This is a genomic window from Kitasatospora xanthocidica (genome assembly GCF_014656195.1).
Taxonomy (GTDB): Bacteria; Actinomycetota; Actinomycetes; order Streptomycetales; family Streptomycetaceae; genus Kitasatospora; species Kitasatospora xanthocidica.
The window spans coordinates 221,964-241,578 of record NZ_BNBY01000008.1 but is presented as its reverse complement, the minus strand read 5'-3'; the positions used below and the strand labels follow the sequence as shown (position 1 = coordinate 241,578).

Genomic DNA, 19,615 nt, shown 5'->3' with positions numbered 1-19,615 from the left:
CGCCCGCCCGAACGCCCCGGTCAGCCCGCCGAGGAAGAGGTTCCGCATGTCGACGTCCCGGCCCCGTCCTCGCCCCGGCGAAGCGGCGGTGCTGCTCACCGTGCTCGGCCTGCTCGTCCTGGAGGAGATCGCCCTCGGCATGGCCAAGGAGGACGACCGCCCCGTCATCGGCGGAATCCTCATCGGCGCCTCCGGCACCGGCCTCCTCGTCGTCGGCGCCGTCCTCCTCACCCGCTGGCTCGACGCCCGCCGCCCGCTCCCCCTGCCACCCGCCGGCCCCAACGGCCGGGAGTACAGCGCCCGTGCCCTCGAAGGCTTCCCGATGGAAGCCGTCCGCCCCCTCCTGCTCGCCCAGGGAGCGCCCCAGCTGGGCCAGTTGTACTCCGCCTGGATGCTCGCCCGGGCCGGCCGCCCCGCCCCCTGGATCGCCCGCCGCCTCGCCATCCCCCTCGACGCTGCCCAGCTCCTCGTCGACGCCGCCCGCACCCCGAACCTCGATCAACCCCGCTGACCGGCCGCCGCGTTCGCCTGCGCCACCAGGTACGGCAGCAGCCCGCGCTCCGCCAACGCCGCCCGCCAGGCCGCCCGCGCCCGGGCCAACTCCCCCGGCCCGTCCGCCTCCACGCCCACCGCCGCCGACGAGCGGGCCGCCGCGCCCAGCAACCCCGCCCCACCCACCAGCAGACTCACCGCGGCCACCCCGGCCGCCACCCACCCCGCGCTCAGCAGCGCGTGCGCCAACACGTCCAGGTCCTCCACCAGGTCCAGCAGCCAGCCCGCCAGCAGGAAGACTCCCGCCGCCACCCCGGCGACGATCGGCACCACCACCCCCAGCACCCCCCACCACCCCGACGCCCGCTCCCGCGCCGGCACATCCACCGGCAGCCGCGCCACCGCGTCCGCGTCGGCCCGCAGCGCCGCGTACCGCTCGTACTCCGGCGCCGCCGCGGCCAGCACGAACTCCGCGTTCTCCCGCGCCGCCCGCCGCAGCCACTCCACCCCGCCCGCCTCGCCGCCACCCTCCCGCAGCGCCGCCCGCACCTCCGGCGCACCGAGCGCCCGCCCGAGCTCCGTCTCGAAGTCGGCCCGATCCTGCTGCGGCAGCCGAAGCGGCTTGTGCATGGTGCGTCCCCGTTCGCCGGTCGTTCAGTTCTACAGCACTGTAGAACATCGCACGGCACCACAGCACCCCTGGTGAGCGGCGGATTCACACCTACGAGGGGCCCGCCATCGGCACCCGCGCCAGCGCGGCCCGGATCACCTCGCCGACATCGGGCACGTCCATGCCCCACTCCCGGTACCACGCGGCGATCTGCGCCATCGAGTGTCCCGTCCTCAGCGACAGCTTCAGCAGGTCGACCAGGACGATCTCCTCCATCCAGCTCAGTGCGATCGACGCGACCCCGTTGCGGTTCAGGAGCTCGACCGCCTGGTCCAGGGTGAGTTCGGCCGGAAGGTCGTCACTGGACGGTACGAGTCCGCGCGTCCTCAAGTGGCGCGCCAGCTCCCCGGGGGGCCGTCGAAGCATACGGGCCGCCGCGATCAACCGGGCGAAGGGCACGGGCGCGCTCACCGTCAGGCGGTCCCAGTTCATCGCGCCGCCGGACGAGAAGAGCTCTTCGTCTCGTCGAGTGAGCCTTTCCGGCAGGTGGATCGGAATCTCCACTCCGTAGGCCCGGTAGCGCTCGATCACCTCGCGCAGCGTGGATCTCCTCGACTTCACCAGGTCAAAGAGCTGTTCGAAGGTCAGGTCAGTCGCAGGCCACTGGGACGGTCGCTTCAGGAACAGCTCCAAGTCCGCGACATGAGCGTCTTCCGGGAAGGGCGGCACACGGAATCCGGCGGTCCGAAGGACCTGTGCCACTCGTTCCACCGTCGCCCCCAGGTCTCGCGCCGCGCGCAGCAGATGCTCCGCCGGGACCGGTTCCGACCGATCCAGCCACGGGGTGGAGCCGTTGAGGTAGCAGCTCAACAGCACCACGGTCTCCTCGGAGGGGAAGGGCGGCAGGCCCGTCGAGTCCGCCGTGAGGCCGTGGTCCATCATGACCGCACAGACCCGATCGACCGAAAGCCCGAGCAGGCGACTGGCCTTGGCCAGATGCCCCGGCGCGACATCGCCTCCCGGGTGCGGCCCACCCCACAAGGCTCCCTTGCCGGACCGGCGCCAGAGAAAGACGGGGTTGGTGTCGACGGCGATCGCGAGATCGACCACCTCGCGGGCGACCTCTCGGCCCAGACCAGTCCAGAACTCTGCCGCCGTTGCCGCCGAGACCCCGCGCAAATCGGCGATGACCAGCAGGTCATTGACGACCGCCGGCGAGCGGTCATGCTCCTGTCCGACCATGTGGCCTCGACGGCCGCCAGGCGGAACCCCCAGAGCAGTGGCCCGGACACGGGCACTCTCCGGCGTGATGCCGAGTTCCTGGGAAAGCCCGGAGATCCACTCGCCCCTCAGATGTGTCCGACTCCGCCACGATCGAGTGCTGAATCGATGGTCACGCTCCGCCAGGACCGCGATGTCAGACGGCATCGCGGTCCGTACCTTCCCGGACACGAGCAGCTCCGGACAGAGATCGCCCAGTTCCGGGAACAGCGACTCCCTTCCGTGAGCCATGATCCGCCACAGCAGAACGTGATCGAGCGGGTCTCCGTCCACCTGCCCCGGAACATAGGCATCCGGGGCTTCGAGCGACTTGAGGATCCGATCATCGGCCAGGAACAATCCCGTGCGGCGGGTGTCGTATTCGACCTCGCGAAATTCGAACCGTCGGCCCTGTCGGGCGCATTCGGCGGCCACCAGATCGGCGAAATCGTAGTTCCTGTCCGTCACCCGGTGGAGCCAGTCCATCGTGAGTACGGCCGACTCACAGCTCACGAACTCGCCCACCGCCTCTTCGAGCAGTTCCCGGACGGTCTCCGACACATCGCTGATGACGCGGCGGCGGTCCACCGACAGCTTCCCCGGTGCCAGTCTTCCGGAGAGGTTCACCACCGCGCCGGACAGCCCGCTGGGCGAGATCACTCCGCGGACGACCTCCGGCTCGACCACCAGTCCGTCCACCAGCAACGCGCCACCGCGTTCGCACCACGTCACCTGCGCCCCCTTCGGCGCGGCGAGCCACGATGTCGTCCCTCCCCCGGCGTCAAACCCGAAGGCCTCGCCCTGCGGAGCCTTCCGCGAGCGGAGGACCCCGGGATCCCAGTGCGCTGCCCGGTCGCCGTGCACCGCCGAAGTCGGGAACTCCGCGATGCCCAGGAGGCGTTCGAGGACACCGACGGCCGACCAGGACTCCGCCGGTTCGATGTCGTCGCGCAGGTACAGGCGCACGGTGGTGCCGGGCTTCCGGCAGGTGTCCTCGCGTTCGACGATGCGGAAGAGGTGGCTGGGGCCGTAGATGGAGACTTCGAGCAGCGGGCCCCGCCGGCCGGTGGCGTCCATCCGGCAGGTGGTCACCCGGATCTCGTCGGCGAGCATGAAGTAGCTGAGTACGCCGATGCCGAAGCGGCTGTTGGGGTACAGCTCGACGGGTGGGTCGGCCTTTCGCCATTCGGCGCGTTCCAGCTTGAAGTCCAGCTGCTCGGCGAAGCGGGCGCCGGCGTTGGAGAAGACGCCTCTCAACTCCGCCTCGCCCATGCCGACGCCGTTGTCCCGGCATTCCAGGTAGGCGCGGCCGTTCTCGTCCACACCTTGGCGGAACTCGATGCGGCCTTCGTAGCTGAAGGTGGCTCCGACGGTGTTGGTGCGGTCCAGGTATTCGGTGCGTGCGCGGCGGTAGCGGCAGGCGTCGAGGGCGTTCTGGTAGAGCTCCCGGATGGCCAGGTCGCGGTCGCGGTAGAGCTCGACGCCCATCAGCAGGCTGCGGACGCGTCGTTCGTCCAGGCGGAACCTCGCCCAGCCGGTGAAGGCGCCGGTGGCGGGGGCGGCTTCGTCGGAGGTGAGGCGGGTGGGGAGGGGGTGGTCGGTGAGTTCGCGGCGGACGGCGTGGAGGAGTTCGTCGGCGCGGGCGGTGTATTCGCGGAGGCCTTCGACGACGGCCTCGTGGTGGCATTCGGCGCGCAGGACGGGCAGGTCGTAGGAGCCGCCCCAGACGGCCTCGTCGAGGGTGCGGCGCAGGGCGGTGAGGTCGACTTCGTGGGGGATGCCGAGGTGTTCGGCGACGATGTCGGGGAGGGCGGTGGTTTCGATGGCGGTGCCGTGGGCGAGGGCGAGGAGGAGGGCCAACCGCCGTTCGCGGACCTGTTGTTCGCCGGGGGCTCGGAGGTGGTCGTCGGTGCTGAGACCGGCCAGGTAGTCGTGGTTGGTGACGTCGGGGCCCCGGCGGAGGCCGTGCAGGAGGGCGCTGACGCGCTTCGGTGAGAAGGTTTCGCCGAGTTCGGTGAGGGCCGGCAGTGCGTCGAGGAGTTCGCGGACGGCGTCCGGGTCGGCGAGGTCCTCGTGCTGGTCGAGCCAGCGGTGGTAGAGCCACCAGCCGAGCGGGGCGGCCGACGTGGGCCGGGTGCGGGCGCGGTGGGTGAGCAGGTCGTAGGACTCGGTGAACTGCTCGTAGGCCGCCCGGTGGGCGTCGGGGGCCGGTGCGGGCAGCAGGTCGGTGGGGCGGACGCCGGTGCGGTCGGCGGCGAGGCGCAGGGTGCGGACCCGGTAGAGGAAGGGGGTGACCGCCAGCAGCGCGGCCTCGGCCGGGTAGAGGCCGAGGGGGCGGTCGCCGAGGAGCCAGCCGAGCCGGTCGGCGAAGCGGAGCGCGATGCCGGGGTCCTGCCAGGGGTCGTCGGCCAGGTCCACCGCGTCCCGCAGCCGGGCAAGTTCGCGGACGGCGGCGAGGGCCGCCCCGCGGTACGGCTCGGTGTCCCGGTCGGCCCGGATGTGCTGCCAGGCGCGTGACGCGGCGGCGTTCCGCACCCAGGGGTCGTCCTCGTCCGGGCCGGCCGGTGGACGCCGTCCGTCCAGGTACAGGTTCTCGATGTACCCGGCCTGGACGGAACTCCCGTTCACGGTGCTGTTGTTGATCGTGTTCGAGCCGTCGGTCACCGTTCGCGCCCCTCCCCGAGTGCAGGGCACGAGCGTAGGGCAAGCGCGTAGGGCAAGCGTGGTTCAGCTCGCGGGGCCGGTGACGAGCTTGGCGCGCTTGGCGTCGGCGGCGGCCTGGGGGGTGGCGCCGATGTTGGAGACCATGGCGGTGAGGACGGCGTCGGCGTCGGGGATCCAGTTGATGGTCTTGGACTGGACGACGATCCGCCGGTGCTGCTGGGTGCCGTCGCAGAGCACGTCGGCTTCGGCGGTGCGGCTGGAGCCGAAGGCGACGGAGGAGGTGTCCTCCGGGTCCTTCTGTTCGACGGAGACGGTGAGCGAGCGGGCGTCGTCGGCGACCGAGCAGAGGTAGCTGACGTCGACCCGGACGCGGCTGGGGATCTTCGGGTCGATGGTGGCGTTGTCGAGGGTGACGACGGTGGTGGCGGGCGCCGGGTCGGCGACCTCCTGGGCGGCCCGGGCGGGTGCGGCGAGGCCGGTGAGGGCCGTGGTGACGACCGTCAGGATGATCCACCGTTGCACTGCAACCTCCCGGGGCTGAGGACGTGTTGCGGCCGACGCTAACCGTCCGGCCGGAGCGGCGCGCGCCGGGGCCGTCCGCCCGTCATACCAACGGCCCAACGGCCCGACGCCCGCCGCTCTCACCGGCGCACCGCCGCACCGGCCCGGGTGTCACCGTCGCTCTCACCGCCGCGCCGGCCCGGGCGTCACCGCCGCTCTCACCGCCGCCGGAGCCAGACCGCCCAGGTCAGCACCGAGCAGAGCAGGTACGCCCCCAGGAACCCGAGGTACGCCGCGTCCCCGTTGTGGCTGGCGAGGAAGGACTGCCGGAAGGCCAGGTTCACCAGCACCCCGCCGAAGGCCCCGATCGCCCCCGCGAGCCCGATCAGCGCGGCGGAGCGGCGGCGGGAGTCGGCCTCGGCGGCCGCCGGTTCGGCGCCGGCCGCGACCGCCGCCCGGGCGACGGCCTGGTAGTGCGCCGGGATCATCTTGTAGGTCGAGCCGTTGCCGATGCCGCTGAGCACGAACAGGGCGATGAATCCGCCGAGGAACAGCGGGAACGAGCCCGCCCGCGAGGCGACCAGCACCACCGCCGTCCCGGCCCCCATCCCGAGGAAGGTGCACAGCGTGACCGCCGCCCCGCCGTACCGGTCCGCGAGCCGCCCGCCGACCGGTCGCAGCAGCGAGCCGAGGAGCGGTCCGAGGAAGGTGAGCGCGGCCGCCTTGACCGGGGTGTCGAAGCGCTCGTGGAACTGCACCTGGAGCACCTGCCCGAAGGCGAAGCCGAAGCCGATGAAGGAGCCGAACGTCCCGATGTACAGCGTGGAGACGGCCCAGCCGTACGGGTCGCGGGCCACCTCGCGCAGCGCCTTCCCCTCGCCGGGGCCGGTCGTCGCCAGGTTGTCCATCCGCCACCACGCCCCGACCGCCGCGAGCACGATCAGCGGCAGGTAGAGCAGCGGCAGCAGCCGGGGGTGGGCGGCCCCGGCGGTGGCCAGGACCAGCAGCCCGAGGAGTTGGACGGCCGGTACGCCGAGGTTGCCGCCGCCCGCGTTGATGCCGAGCGCCCAGCCCTTGAGCCGGTGCGGGTAGAAGGCGTTGATGTTGGCCATCGAGGAGGCGAAGTTGCCGCCGCCGACGCCGGCCACGCAGGCGACGGCCAGCAGGGTCCCGTAGGAGACGCCGGGTTCCAGCACGAGGGCCGCGAGCCCGGTGGGGAGGAGCAGCAGCAGGGCGCTGATCACCGTCCAGTTGCGTCCGCCGAAGCGGGCGACGGCGAAGGTGTACGGCAGCCGCAGGGTGGCGCCGAGCGCGGTGGGGAGGGCGGTGAGGGTGAACTTGCCCGCGGTGTCGATGTGGTACTGGGGCCCGAGGAAGAGGACGAGCACCGACCAGAGGCTCCAGACGGAGAAGCCGATGTGCTCGGAGAGCACGGAGAACACCAGGTTGCGGCGGGCGATCCGGGCGCCGGAGCGCTCCCAGAACTCCTCGTCCTCCGGGTCCCATCCGGCGAGCGGGGCGGGCGTTCTGGTGTCGAGGACGGTGGTCATGCGGCACGCTCCTCGGTGTGGACCCGCACCGGCCAGCGCCGCAGGACGGCGGGGGCGCCGTCGGGGGCGGTGTCCTCGTCCAGGCAGCGGCCGTCGGTGAGGTCGTAGACCTGCTTGTACATGGGCGAGATGAGGGTGGGCCGGTCGCCGCGGTTGCCGAGCAGGCCGCGGGAGAGGACGGGGGCGCGGCTGAACGGGTCGAGGTTGTCGACGGCGTAGAGCTCGCCGGCGCGGTCGCGGAAGAGCGCGACCTGTTCGCTGTCGGGGAGCAGCACCGCGACGCCGCGGCCGGGTTCGAGGTCGGTGAGGGCGCAGACGGTCCGCCAGCTGGTCCCGTCGTGGATCTGTACGGTCACGGGGTGAGCACCTCCAGTCGGGCCCCGGCGACGAGCACCGGGGAGTCGAGGGTGTGGCCGGCCTCGCCGGGGCGGGCGGGGCGGATCTGGCCGCGTTCGGGGACGAAGGTCACGGCGGGGTCGGGGGTGCCGGGGGCGTTGACGAAGGAGGCGAAGCGCCGCATCCGGTCGGGGTCGGCCAGCGTCTCGGCCCATTCGTCCCGGTAGCCGCCGATATGACGGTCCATCAGTTCGTCCAGCTCGGCGGCGATGCCGAGCGAGTCGTCCAGCACGACGGCCCGCAGGTGGTCCAGGCCGCCTTCCAGCCGTTCCAGCCAGACCGAGGTGCGCTCCAGCCGGTCGGCGGTGCGGATGTAGAACATGAGGTAGCGGTCGATGGTGCGGATGAGGGTCTCGCGGTCGAGGTCGGCGGCGAGCAGGTCGGCGTGGCGCGGGGTCATGCCGCCGTTGCCGCCGACGTACAGGTTCCAGCCGGCCGAGGTGGCGATGATGCCGAAGTCCTTGCTCTGCGCCTCCGCGCATTCGCGGGCGCAGCCGGAGACGGCGGCCTTGAGCTTGTGCGGGGAGCGCAACCCCCGGTAGCGCAGCTCGAGTTCGATGGCGAGGGCGGTGGAGTCCTGGACGCCGAAGCGGCACCAGGTCTCGCCGACGCAGGACTTCACGGTGCGCAGCGACTTGCCGTAGGCGTGTCCGGACTCGAACCCGGCGTCGACCAGCTTGCGCCAGATGACCGGCAGTTGGTCGACGGTCGCGCCGAACATGTCGATCCGCTGGCCGCCGGTGATCTTGGTGTAGAGGCCGTGGTCGCGGGCGATCTCGCCGATCGTGATCAGGCCCTCGGGGGTGATCTCGCCGCCGGGCACCCGGGGCACGACCGAGTAGGAGCCGTTGCGCTGCAGGTTGGCCAGGAAGTGGTCGTTGGAGTCCTGCAGGGCGCCCTGCTCGCCGTCCAGGATGTGGCCGTTGCCGAGGCTGGCCAGGACGGAGGCGACGGTCGGCTTGCAGATCTCGCAGCCCTCGCCGCCGTTGCCGTGCCTGGCGAGCAGTTCGGAGAAGCTCGCCAGGCCGGTGACCCGGACGATCTCGTACAACTCGGCGCGGGTGTGGCCGAAGTGCTCGCACAGGCCCTTGGCGGTGCTGACCCCGGCGGCCTCCAGCTCCTCGGTGACGACGGTGCCGAGCTGCTTGAGGCAGCTGCCGCAGCCGGTGCCGGCCCGGGTGCACTTCTTGACGGCGGCGACGCTGTCGGCGCCCTGCTCGCGGACGGCGGCGCGCACCGCGCCCTGGGTGACGTTGTGGCAGGAGCAGAGCACGGCGTCGTCGGGCAGCGCGACCGGTCCGGCGGAGGCGAACCCGGCGGGCAGCACCAGCTGTTCGGGGGCGACGGTGAGCGGCTTGCCGCCGACGGCGAGCGGGCGCAGGGCGCCGTAGCCCTCGGTGTCGCCGACCAGGACTCCGCCCAGCAGCGCGCCGTCGGCGCCGATGACGAGCTTGCGGTAGACGCCGCTGCGGCTGTCGCTGTAGAGCACGTCGAGGGCGCCGTCGGCGGTGCCGTGCGGGTCGCCGAAGCTGGCGACGTCCACGCCGAGCAGCTTGAGCTTGGTGGAGGTGTCGGCGCCGACGAAGCCTGCGCCGGTGGGACCGGAGCCCGCGAGCTCGGCGAGGGTGCGGGCCGCCGTCTCGGCCATCTGGTAGCCGGGGGCGACCAGTCCGTAGACCCGGCCGTCGACGGCCTGGGCGCATTCGCCGACGGCGAGGACCGCCGGGTCCTCGGTACGGCAGTGCGCGTCGACCACGACACCGCCGCGCGGGCCGACCGGCAGTCCGCAGTCCCGGGCGAGCTGGTCGCGGGCGCGCACGCCGGCCGAGAACACCACCAGGTCGGCCGCCAGTTCGCGGCCGTCGGCGAGGGCGAGGCCGCGGACGGCGCCGTCCGGGCCGGTGAGCACACCGCTGGCGCCGGCGCTGGTGTGGACGGTGACGCCGAGCTCCTCGATCTTGCGGCGCAGCGCCGCGCCGCCGCCGTCGTCCACCTGGACGGCCATCAGCCGGGGCGCGAACTCCACGACGTGGGTGTCCAGTCCGCCGGCCCGCAGGGCGCCGGCGGCCTCCAGGCCGAGCAGTCCGCCGCCGACGACCACGCCCGTCCGGGCGGTCCCGGCCTGGGCGCGAATCGCGTCGACATCCTCGATGGTGCGGTAGACGTGGCAGCCGGGCGCGTCCGTGCCGGGCACCGGCGGGACGAAGGGCACCGAGCCGGTGGCCAGCACCAGGACGTCGTACCGGACTTCGGCGCCGGACCGGGTGGCCACCAGCCGCCGTTCGCGGTCGATCGCGGTGGCCGGGTCGCCCAGCCGCAGGTCGATGCCGTGCTCGGCGAGGAAGCCGGACGGGCAGAGCGTCAGGTCCTCCGCGGTGCTGCCGGAGAACAGGGCGCTCAGGTGGACCCGGTCGTAGGCGGGCCGGGGCTCCTCGGCGAGCACCGTCACCCGCCAGTCGCGCGCGGCCGGCTGCTCGGTCCAGGCCTCCAGGAAGCGCTGGCCGACCATGCCGTGGCCGACCAGGACGAGGTCTCGAATGCTGCGGTCGTCTGTGGTCAACGCACGTCTCCAGTCATCACGGTTCCTTGGGTGAGCAGGTGCAGGGGGTGGCCGGCGAGCGCACCGCCGTCGGCGAAGGCGCCGGCCAGCGCGTCCACGGTGGCCAGGTCGCCGAGCAGGATGGCGCCGACCAGGCGGTCGCCGCGCAGGAGGAGCTTCTTGTAGCTGCCGCGGGTGGCGTCGGTGAGCCGCAGGACGTCGAGGCCCGGGTCGAGGGTCTCGTCCACGGTGCCGAAGGCCGCGTACTCCAGGCCGCCGGTGCTGAGCCGGGCACGCGGGCGGGTGCCGGGGTAGCGGGCGCCCGGTTCGGCGCCGGAGAGCCGGCGGGCGAGCACGTCGGCCTGCTCCCAGGCGGGGCCGGCCAGACCGTGGACGGTGCCGCGGTGTTCGGCGCAGTCCCCGATCGCGGACACGCCGGGGGCGGCCGCCAGGCCGTCGTCGACCAGGACGCCGGTGGCCACGGGCAGTCCGGCGGCGTGGGCGAGCGCGGTGCGCGGCCGGGTGCCGCAGGCCAGCACGACCAGGTCGCAGTCGAGCCGGTAGCCGTTGGCGAGCTCGACGGCGCCGACCCTCCCCCCGCCTTCGGCCTGGGGGTACCTCCCGGCCGTCAGGCTGGGGGCGGGCACCCCCGTGCCGCCGTGCACGGCGCGGGCCCGGTTGCCGGTGTAGCACTCGACGCCGAGCGCCCGGAGCCGCTCGCGCAGCACCACCGCCGCCTCGTCGTCGAGTTGGCGTTCGATCAGATGCGGTGCCTGGTGGACGATCTCGGTACGGACACCGAGCGCGGCCAGCGCCCGGGCGGCGCTCACCCCGAGCACCCCGCCGCCGATCACCACGGCCCGTTCGGCGCCGACGGCCTCCTCGGCGAGCCGGGCGCAGTCCTCCAGGGTGCGCAGCGTGTGCACGCCCTCGATCAGGCCGTACCCGTCGGCCCGGCGCAGTCCGCGCACCGGCGGCAGGACCGGGTTGGCGCCGGTGGCGAGGACCAGTTCGTCCCACTCCTCGACGCCGCCGTCCGCGAGCCGCAGGGTCCGGGCGGCCGGGTCGATCGCCACGACCTCGCAGCCGGGCCGGGCCGTCGCCCCGCCGAGCGGCAGGGCGATCGACTCCGCGTCGTAGCGCCCGGTCAGCACCTCGGCGAGCAGCACCCGGTTGTACGGGGCGCGCGGTTCGGCGCCGTACACGGTGACCGTGCCGGGCCCGCCGAGCGCCCCGTAGCGCTCGGCGAACCGGGCGGCCGCCATGCCGCCGCCGACCACGGCGATCCTCGGGGTCATGGCGTGGCCTCCTTCTGGGCGGGCTCCACCCGCACCGCGCAGAGCTTGAACTCCGGCATCCGCGACACCGGGTCCAGCGCCGGGTTGGTGAGGCTGTTGGCCCGGCCGGCGCCGGACCAGTGGAAGGGCATGAAGACGGTGTCCGGCCGGATCGCGTCGGTGACCCGCGCCGGGGCGACGGCCCGGCCGCGCCGGCTGGTGACGGCGACCGGCTGGCCTTCCGCGATCCCGAGCCGCTCGGCGAGCCTCGGGTGCAGCTCGACGAACGGGCCGGGCGCGGCCGCGTTGAGCTCGGCGACCCGGCGGGTCTGCGCGCCGCTCTGGTACTGGGCGAGCACCCGGCCGGTGGTCAGGTACAGCGGGTACGCCTCGTCCGGTTCCTCGCCGGCCGGGCGGTGGGTGACGGCGGCGAAGCGGGCCCGGCCGTCCGGGGTGGCGAAGCGGTCCAGGAACAGCCGGGGCGTGCCGGGGTGGTCCTCGGACGGGCAGGGCCAGAACACCCCGTCCTCGGCGGCGATCCGGGCGTAGCTGACGCCCGCGTAGTCGGCGTCGCCGCCCGCCGAGGCGCGCCGCAGCTCGTCGAAGACCCGCTCGGGCTCGACCGGGAAGCCGTCGGCCGCCGAGCCTTCGACCGGGAAGCCGTCGGCCTGGCGCCCCGCCGGTGCCCCGAGCCGGGCGGCGAGTTCGCGCAGCACCCAGAGCTCGCTGCGGACGCCCTCCGGCGGGTCGACGGCCCGGCGGCGCAGGATCACCCGGCCCTCCAGGTTGGTGGTGGTGCCGTCCTCCTCGGCCCACTGGGTGACCGGCAGGACGACGTCCGCGAGCCGGGCCGTCTCGGAGAGCACCAGGTCGGCGACGACCAGCAGGTCCAGGGCGCGCAGCCGCTCGGTGACGTGCCCGGCGTTCGGCGCGGACACCGCCGGGTTGGAGCCGGCCAGCAGCAGGGCCCGGACGCCGCCGGGGCGGCCGAGGCCGTCCAGCAGCTCGTAGGCGGACTTGCCGGGGCCGGGCAGGCTCTCGGCCGGCACGCCCCAGACGGCGGCGACGTGTTCCCGCGCCGCCGGGTCCTCGATCGAGCGGTAGCCGGGCAGCTGGTCGGCCTTCTGGCCGTGCTCGCGCCCGCCCTGCCCGTTGCCCTGGCCGGTCAGGCAGCCGTAACCGCTGTACGGGCGGCCGGCCTTGCCGGTGGCCAGGCACAGGTCGATCCAGGCGCCGACGGTGTCGGTGCCCTTGCTCTGCTGCTCCGGGCCGCGCGCGGTGAGCACCATGCCGGTCTCCGCCTCGCCGAACAGCCGGGCCGCCTCGCGGAGCCGGTGCGCGGGGACACCGGTGATCCGCTCCACCCGGTCCGGCCAGTGGGCCATCGCCGACTCGCGCGCCCGCTCGAAGCCGGTGGTGCGCCCGGCGACGAACTCCTCGTCCACCAGGCCGTCCGCGACGACCAGGTGGAGCAGGCCGAGGGCCAGTGCCAGGTCCCCGCCGGGGCGGGGCTGCAGGTGCAGGTCGGCCAGCTCGGCGGTGCGGGTACGGCGCGGGTCGACCACGATCAACCTGCCGCCGTTCTCCCGCAGTTCGCGGAGGTAGCGGACGGCGGGCGGCATCGTCTCGGCCGGGTTGGCGCCGACCAGGATCAGGCAGCCGGTGTGCGGGACGTCGGCGAGCGGGAACGGCAGCCCGCGGTCCAGGCCGAAGGCCCGCCGGTGCGCCGCCGCCGCCGAGGACATGCAGAACCGGCCGTTGTAGTCGATGTTGGCGGTGCCCAGCACCACCCGGGCGAACTTGCCCAGCAGGTAGGCCTTCTCGTTGGTGAGCCCGCCGCCGCCGAACACGCCCACCGCGTCCGGCCCGTGCTCGGCCCGGGTCCGGGCCAGCCCCGCGGCCACCCGGTCCAGCGCCTCCGGCCAGCCCGCCGAGCGCAGCGGCCCGCCCGGCCGGTCCCGCAGCAGCGGGCCGGTCAGCCGGACGTCCCGGGCCAGCAGCGCGGGCGCCGAGCGGCCCTTGCCGCAGAGCGCGCCGCGGTTCACCGGGAAGTCCGGGCGCTCCAGCACCTCGACCGGGGCGTCCGCCGTGGGGCCGCCCAGCCGCATGCCGCACTGCAGCGAGCAGTACGGGCAGTGCGTGTCGGTGGCCGCGGCGGGGGCGGCGGTGGCGGCCCCGCCGGTGGCGGCGGCCCCGGCGGCGGGGGCGGCGGCGTCCGGGCTGGTCGGCGTCATGCCGAGAAAGGTCGCCGCCCGCTGTTTCGCGATCGGGTCACCGGTGTTGCGGCCGCGGTACGCCTCGCTCACGGTCCCAGGTCACCGGGGTGCACGGTCGGACATCTGCCGTAACCGGAAGGGCACTTTCGCTTACCGGTAGGTGACGGCTGGGCAATCCCCCCGTAACAGGAGCACCGCACGCTGACCGCCATGGCAACCCTCACCCAGCCCGGACCGCTCACCGGCTTCACCGTCGGGGTCACCGCCGCCCGCCGCCGCGAGGAGCTCACCGCCCTGCTCGCCCGGCGCGGCGCCCAGGTGGTCGAGGCTCCGGTGCTGCGCATCCTGCCGCTCGCCGACGACCTCGCCCTGCGCGAGGCCACCGACCGCTGCCTGGCCGCCCCGCTCGACTACGTGGTGGCCACCACCGGAGTCGGCTGGCGCGGCTGGATGAGCGCGGCCGAGGGCTGGGACCGGGGCGCCGCCCTCGCCGAGGCCTGCCGCGGCGCGGTGGTGCTCAGCCGCGGTCCCAAGGCCACCGGCGCGGTCCGGGCCAGCGGGCTCGACGAGGGCTACTCCCCCGGCACCGAGGCCACCGACGAACTGCTCACCTGGCTGCTCGCCCGCCCGCTCGCCGGGTGCCGGATCGCCGTCCAGGAGCACGGGGTCCGACTGGACGGCTTCGCCGCCGCGCTGCGCGAACGCGGCGCCGAGGTGATCTCCGTCCCGGTCTACCGCTGGGCACCCCCGGAGGACCCGGGCGCGGTACGCAGACTCATCGACCAGACCGTCCGCCGCCAGGTGCACGCACTCACCTTCACCAGCGCCCCCGCGATCACCGCCCTGCTCACCGCGGCCGAGGCCGAGGGCCTGTACGAGGCGCTGATCGACGCCCTGCGCGAGGACGTCCTGCCGGTCTGCGTCGGCACCCTGTGCGCCCGGCCGCTCGCCGACCTCGGCCTGCCCGCCGTCCACCCCGAGCGCGGCCGGCTCGGCTCGCTGGTCCGGCTGCTCGCGGACGTCCTGCCGGTCCGGGCGCGTCGTGAAGTCCCGCTGGACGGCCAGGTGTTGACCCTCCAGGGCAACGCCGCCCTGGTCGACGGCGAGAGCCACATGCTCAGCCCGCGCGGCGCCGCCGTCCTGCGCGCCCTCGCCGAACGCCCCGGCCGGGTGCTCAGCCGCGCCGAACTCCTGCGCGCCGCCTGGCCGGACGCCACGGCCGACGAGCACGCCGTGGAAGCCGCCGTCGGCCGGCTGCGCGCCGCCCTCGGACCGCACGCCGCCCTGATCCGCACCGTCCCCAAGCGCGGCTACCGGCTGGCGGCCGGCTGATGCCGCCGGTCCTGCTCGCCGTCGCCCACGGCAGCCGCGACCCGGCGGCCGTCACCTCGACTCGCGCCCTGCTCCGGCTGGTTCGCTCCCTCCGCCCCGAACTCACCGTCCGCTGCTGCTTCCTGGACCTCGCGGAGCCGTCCCTTCCGCATGCCCTCGACCGGCTCGACGGCCGGCAACCGATCCTGGTCCCCCTCCTCCTCGGCACCGGCTACCACGTACGCGTCGACATCCCCGCCGCCCTCGCGTCCGCCGGCCTGCCTCCCGAATGCCTCACCCCCGCCCTCGGCCCCCACCCCCTGCTCACCGAAGCCCTCGCCGACCGCCTCACCGGGAGCGGTGCCCCGGCGGACGCCCCCGTGGTCCTCGCCGGAGCCGGCTCCTCCGACCCCACCGCCCTCGCCGACACCGAACGGATGGCCCACCTCCTCGCCACCCGCCTCGGCCGCCCCGTCACCCCCGCCCACCTCTCCGCCGCCACCCCCACCCCACCGCAGGCCGTCGCCGCCCTCCAGGCCGCCGGCCACCCCCGGGTCGCCCTCGCCACCTACCTCCTCTCCCCCGGCTTCTTCGCCCGCCGCGCCGCTGGTGCCGGAGCGACCTGGACCGCCGCCCCTCTCGGAGCCCACCCGGCCGTCGCCCGCCTCGCCCTCCACCGCTACGACCAGGCCCGGGCCACCTCAGCCCTACTCGCCGCCGCCTGACACCCCACCGACGAACGCCAGCAGCCGCTCGTTGACGAGCTCCGGCTGCTCCAAGTTCAGCCCGTGCCCGGCCCGTTCGAGGATTTCCGCCCGCACCCCCGGAATCAGCGCCGTCACCCGCTCCACCACCTGGCGCGGCCGCAGCAGCGCGCTGCGCTTGCCCACCAGCACCAGCGCGGGCAGCGCGATCGACCCCAACTCCTCGTCCGTGAACGGCCGGGCCGGCGGCCGGGCGCTCGGCCTGTAACCGCGCATCGCGAGCATCAGCGGCGCGATCATCTCGCGCGGCGCACTGAGCGCCGGGTTCGCCAGCAGCCGCCCGACCGCCGGGCGCAGCGGTCGCGGGGCCAGCATCCCGAACAGACCAGCGACCATGTGGAGGTAGAACCGCGCGGGCACCTTCTCGATCCCGCCCGGGTCCAGCGCCGCGATCGACGCGAGCCGCTCGGGCGCGTGCATGGCCTGATTGAGGGCCAGCCATCCACCGTACGAGACCCCGACCAGGTGCACCCGCTCCAGCCCCAGACCGGCGAGCACCTCCTCCAGCCAGGCCGCGTTCTCCTCCGACCCGGCCGCGACGGCGCGTTGGACGCTACGGCCGGGGTCGTCCAGGGTGTCGATCGCGTACACCGGGTGGTGCTCACCCAGGGCGGCGACCTGCGGGTACCAGTTGGACGGATGCCCGGCGTGGCCGTGCAGCAGCACGATCGGTTCGCCGGTCGCCGCGCCGTAGCGGTGGACGTGCACGCTCCCGTAGGTGGTCTCGACATCGAACTCCTGGCGCGGACTCGGCCACAGCTCCATCGCCCGGTCGTACGCCGCAAGGAACGTCGTCCGAGCCGCCTCGCTGACGAAGTGTCCGACGCTGGTCCTGGTCATGATCCCCTCCCAGTTTGATGGTATGGTTGTACCATAAAAACATCCGGAGGGAACCCGATGCCGAAGCTGGTGGATCACGAGGAACGGCGGGCCCACATCATCGACGCCCTGCTCCGCTCGGCGGCCCGGAACGGACTGCACGCCGTCACCATGCGCTCCGTGGCGATCGAGGCAGACGTCTCCGTACGCCTCGTCCAGTACTACTTCGACACCAAGGAGCAGCTGCTACTCGCCGCCATGACCCGCCTGGCCACCCGCATGGGCGAGCGGGTCCAACGACGCGTCCGCACAGCCGGCACCACCGCCGACCCCCGCGGCATCATCGAGGCGGTGCTCCTCGAAGCCGTCCCCACCGACGAGGAGAGCCGCACCTTCCACCTCGTCTACACCGAGTACGCGGTGCTCTCCGTCACCGACCCCGCCCTGGGCGGACAGCCCTTCCTCGCCGCCCCCGACGAGATGGAATCCTTCCTGGCCGCCCAGCTGACCGCCGCCCAACAGGCCGGGGACGCCGCCCCCCACCTCGACCCCCGCCAGGAAGCCGTCGTCCTCCTCGCCGTCTCCGCCGGCCTCGGCCTGAGCGTCCTGCTCAACCAGCGCACGGCGGATGCAGCGACCACCGTCCTGCACTACCACCTCGGCCGCATCTTCCCCGACCGCGCCTGAGAGCAGCGACGGTGTCGGAGCCGCCGCCCGAGCTTGCCGTCGACCTCGATGCGCCTGGCGTTCCCAAAAATGCTTCGCGCGTGCGAACAGCCTGCCCGATGATCGCAGGATGGACCTCCCGCTGAACGTGATCGAGCTCGACGGCGGCCTCACCCTGAGGCGCTTCAGGGGCGAGGCGGACTACCCGGAGTTCCTCCGGCTGATCGAGGAGTCCGCCGAACACGTACGGCCCTGGATGTCCTGGATCGCCGACCACACCCCGGCCGCGGCAGCCGAGTTCGTCGCCACCCGCGACGAGAAGTGGGAACGCGGCGACAGCTACACCTACCTGATCGTCCAGGACGGCCGGATGGTCGGCGCCACCAGCCTCTACCGGCGCGAGGAATCGGGGCCCGCCGTACGCGAGATCGGCTACTGGCTGCACCCCGACGCCACCGGCCGCGGCCTCGTCACCCGGGCCGCCCGCGCCATGATCGCCGAAGCCTTCCGGCTGCCCGGCGTCGACCACGTCGAGATCTGGCACGACCCCGGCAACCACCGCAGCGCCGCCGTCCCCGCCCGCCTCGGCTTCACCGTCCACCTCCGCCGTCCCACCGAGCGCCTCACCCCGGCCGCCACGGGAGAGGAGCAGATCTGGCGCCTCTCCCGGGGTGCGGAGGACTGCGCCGGCATGGACGCTCGTTTCGTCGGTATCGCGGAGCTGGTCGAGGTCCCGTCCGTGGCGGTCGTGGTCGACGTCATGCGCGCTTTCACCGTGGCCGCCTGGGCCTTTGCCCAAGGGGCGGAGAAGATCGTTCTCGCCGAGTCGCTGGACGACGCCCTGGCACTGAAGACCCGCCACCCGGATTGGGTGGCACTCAAAGACGGTCCGCCCGCGGCCGGGTTCGACCTGGTCAACTCTCCGGGAATGCTGCGGTCGGCCGACCTTCGCGGACGGACCGTTGTGCAGAAGACCACCGCGGGGACGGTCGGCGCCCTTGCCGTGAAGGACGCACCGTTGGTGCTGTGCGCCGGCTTCGTGGTGGCAGAGGCGACCGCTCGGCTCCTGCGGACACGCAAGAGCCGCGGTGTCACGTTCGTGGTCACCGGCGAAGACGGCCAGGCCGATGAGGATGTGGCGTGCGCTGAATACATCGCTCGCAGGTCGACCGACGCCGAGGCGGACGCTTCCGTGTTCCTCCGCCGAGCTGCCGAGTCGCGCGCCGCCGCCGAGCTCGCGGCGGGGGTGCGTCAGGGAGTGCACCCCGACGACATCGCACTCTGCCTTGAGCTCGACCGGTTTCCCTTCGCCATGGTGGCGGCCTTGGAGGACTCGCTCATGGTCCTGCGCCCGTGCACCGTGCCTGCGCAGGCCGACGACCCCGCGACCTGACGAGACCGCCCCCAGCGCCACCTGACCGTCACCCCTGCCCCGACCGAACTACGTCGTGAGGTGGTCGAACTCCCCCGCCTTGACGCCGAGGAGGAAGGCGCGGAACCTGTCGGGCGAGGTGGTGATGATGACGTCCGGGTCATCGCTCTCGCGGAGCTTGACGCTGCGGTCGGGGGCCGCGGCGAGATAGATGCAGTTGACCGACTCGGAACTGTAGCTGGACTTCTGCCAGTCGGGAGCTGACATGGCGCTTCCTCTCAGGTGTCCTTCTCGATACGGGCAATGAGATCACGTGACTTGGCAGGGCTGAGGGCGCAGGCTTCCATGATGTCCAGGACCTTCTGGTACTTCACCAGTTGTGCATGGGCGTCGAGGAACTCGGAGCCGTGATACGTATCGAGCTGCACGGTGTCGAGCTGGGGTACGACCGCGGAGCAGTAGACGATGGACTGCCCGGAGCCGGGGAGCGTTCCCGCGCCGAAGGGAATCACGAGAACCGTGATGTTCTCGCGGGTGCTCGCCTCGATGAGGTGCCCATGCTGCGCGCGGGCCACGAGCGGCCCGCCGAACTCCATTCGCAGGGCTGCCTCATGGACAATCGCCGTGAGTGGGATTGCCCGCTGGCCGTAGATGACGACCTGCCGCTTGATCCGGTACGACACCCGGTGTTCCACCTCGTGTGGCGCCAGAGGCGGTACGGCGTTGCCGGCAAGCGCACGTGTGTGTTCGGCGGTCTGGAGCAGGCCGGGGATGTGAATCACCGAGGCGATGCGCATCGCCGTCGTGTGGTGTTCCGTTTCGGCAAGATCGAGCGCGCTCGGCGGCAGGATGTCACGGTACTCCTCCCACCACCCCCGGGTCCGCCTGCCGGTCATGCCGGCCAGAGCGTCGATCAGGTTCTGGTCCGTGCATGTGTACGCGCGAGCGAACGCGCGGACTCGATCCGCACTCACCGCGTAGCGGCCAGCTTCGATTCGGCTCATGTGGGCCTGGCTCACACCGACGAGAGCTGCAGCGGCTGTTGAGCTGAGCCCAGCGTTCTCGCGGAGTTTGCGCAGTTCAACGCCGAGACGTTGCTGACGCAACGTCGGGGCATCGCTCGATGCCATCGCGATCCTCTCGTTCACTACCTGGAGTGAAATAGCAAGTCTTCAATG

The 19,615-nt window shown here is 73.3% G+C and carries 16 protein-coding genes and 1 pseudogene; 6 read left to right on the top strand and 11 right to left on the bottom strand.

All coding sequences use genetic code 11. From position 1 onward, the window contains the following. The first annotated feature begins 46 nt into the window (after positions 1-46). A complete protein-coding gene (locus tag IE332_RS17330) occupies positions 47-511 on the top strand; it encodes a hypothetical protein (protein WP_189917037.1) in 465 nt (154 codons plus the stop codon). On the opposite strand, the gene IE332_RS17325 is transcribed toward IE332_RS17330, so the two are convergent. The 8 genes from IE332_RS17325 to IE332_RS17290 all read right to left on the bottom strand — a co-directional run bounded on the left by IE332_RS17325 (position 499) and on the right by IE332_RS17290 (position 13,397). Continuing rightward, on the bottom strand, positions 499-1,122 hold the full coding sequence (locus tag IE332_RS17325) for a hypothetical protein (protein WP_189917035.1): 624 nt from the start codon (positions 1,120-1,122) through the stop codon (positions 499-501). The two genes, IE332_RS17330 and IE332_RS17325, sit on opposite strands and share 13 nt — an antisense overlap. 91 nt (positions 1,123-1,213) lie before the next feature. Continuing rightward, a complete protein-coding gene (locus tag IE332_RS17320) occupies positions 1,214-4,897 on the bottom strand; it encodes an HD domain-containing protein (protein ID WP_444542942.1) in 3,684 nt (1,227 codons plus the stop codon). 192 nt (positions 4,898-5,089) lie between these two features. Continuing rightward, positions 5,090-5,548 (bottom strand): hypothetical protein, encoded by a 459-nt coding sequence (locus IE332_RS17315; protein ID WP_189917031.1) that lies wholly within the window; start codon positions 5,546-5,548, stop codon positions 5,090-5,092. 197 nt (positions 5,549-5,745) lie between these two features. Continuing rightward, positions 5,746-7,077 (bottom strand): nitrate/nitrite transporter, encoded by a 1,332-nt coding sequence (locus IE332_RS17310; RefSeq protein ID WP_189917029.1) that lies wholly within the window; start codon positions 7,075-7,077, stop codon positions 5,746-5,748. Next, a complete protein-coding gene (gene nirD, locus IE332_RS17305) occupies positions 7,074-7,433 on the bottom strand; it encodes a nitrite reductase small subunit NirD (protein WP_189917027.1) in 360 nt (119 codons plus the stop codon). Before nirD ends, IE332_RS17310 begins: the two co-directional genes overlap by 4 nt. Next, positions 7,430-10,033 carry a nitrite reductase large subunit NirB gene (gene nirB / locus IE332_RS17300; protein WP_268256581.1) on the bottom strand — a complete coding sequence of 868 codons (2,604 nt, stop codon included), beginning with the start codon at positions 10,031-10,033 and terminating at the stop codon, positions 7,430-7,432. Before nirB ends, nirD begins: the two co-directional genes overlap by 4 nt. Next, positions 10,030-11,310 carry an NAD(P)/FAD-dependent oxidoreductase gene (locus tag IE332_RS17295; protein ID WP_189917025.1) on the bottom strand — a complete coding sequence of 427 codons (1,281 nt, stop codon included), beginning with the start codon at positions 11,308-11,310 and terminating at the stop codon, positions 10,030-10,032. The genes nirB and IE332_RS17295 overlap by 4 nt, the downstream gene beginning before the upstream one ends. Further along, on the bottom strand, positions 11,307-13,397 hold the full coding sequence (locus IE332_RS17290; protein ID WP_229928686.1) for a molybdopterin oxidoreductase family protein: 2,091 nt from the start codon (positions 13,395-13,397) through the stop codon (positions 11,307-11,309). The genes IE332_RS17295 and IE332_RS17290 overlap by 4 nt, the downstream gene beginning before the upstream one ends. Before the next feature lie 318 nt (positions 13,398-13,715). Here IE332_RS17290 and IE332_RS17285 point away from each other — a divergent pair, with 318 nt between their 5' ends. Continuing rightward, positions 13,716-14,837, top strand: a complete 1,122-nt coding sequence (locus tag IE332_RS17285) for a uroporphyrinogen-III synthase (protein WP_189917023.1) — start codon at positions 13,716-13,718, stop codon at positions 14,835-14,837. Continuing rightward, on the top strand, positions 14,837-15,541 hold the full coding sequence (locus IE332_RS17280; protein ID WP_189917021.1) for a sirohydrochlorin chelatase: 705 nt from the start codon (positions 14,837-14,839) through the stop codon (positions 15,539-15,541). The genes IE332_RS17285 and IE332_RS17280 overlap by 1 nt, the downstream gene beginning before the upstream one ends. Here IE332_RS17280 and IE332_RS17275 read toward each other — a convergent pair. Then, entirely contained in the window at positions 15,524-16,420 is an 897-nt protein-coding gene (locus IE332_RS17275; RefSeq protein ID WP_229928668.1) for an alpha/beta fold hydrolase, read from the bottom strand. The genes IE332_RS17280 and IE332_RS17275 overlap by 18 nt on opposite strands. A gap of 57 nt (positions 16,421-16,477) precedes the next feature. Between IE332_RS17275 and IE332_RS17270 the strand changes: the two genes are divergently transcribed. The 3 genes and pseudogenes from IE332_RS17270 (at position 16,478) to IE332_RS40985 (ending at position 18,458) form a co-directional block, all read left to right on the top strand. After that, a complete protein-coding gene (locus IE332_RS17270; protein ID WP_189917019.1) occupies positions 16,478-17,086 on the top strand; it encodes a TetR/AcrR family transcriptional regulator in 609 nt (202 codons plus the stop codon). After that, a pseudogene (locus IE332_RS40990) lies at positions 17,028-17,648 on the top strand (GNAT family N-acetyltransferase); the annotation flags it as partial. The gene IE332_RS17270 and the pseudogene IE332_RS40990, both read left to right, overlap by 59 nt. Positions 17,649-17,756: 108 nt before the next feature. After that, positions 17,757-18,458, top strand: a complete 702-nt coding sequence (locus IE332_RS40985; RefSeq protein WP_229928685.1) for a 2-phosphosulfolactate phosphatase — start codon at positions 17,757-17,759, stop codon at positions 18,456-18,458. A gap of 48 nt (positions 18,459-18,506) precedes the next feature. Here the strand turns inward: IE332_RS40985 and IE332_RS17260 are convergent, their stop codons facing one another. Both IE332_RS17260 and IE332_RS17255 read right to left on the bottom strand, forming a co-directional pair. Further along, positions 18,507-18,704: a DUF397 domain-containing protein gene (locus IE332_RS17260; RefSeq protein WP_189917014.1), complete on the bottom strand. Its 198-nt coding sequence runs from the start codon at positions 18,702-18,704 to the stop codon at positions 18,507-18,509. An 11-nt stretch (positions 18,705-18,715) separates the two neighbouring features. Continuing rightward, positions 18,716-19,567: a helix-turn-helix domain-containing protein gene (locus IE332_RS17255; protein ID WP_189917316.1), complete on the bottom strand. Its 852-nt coding sequence runs from the start codon at positions 19,565-19,567 to the stop codon at positions 18,716-18,718. Positions 19,568-19,615: the final 48 nt, after the last annotated feature.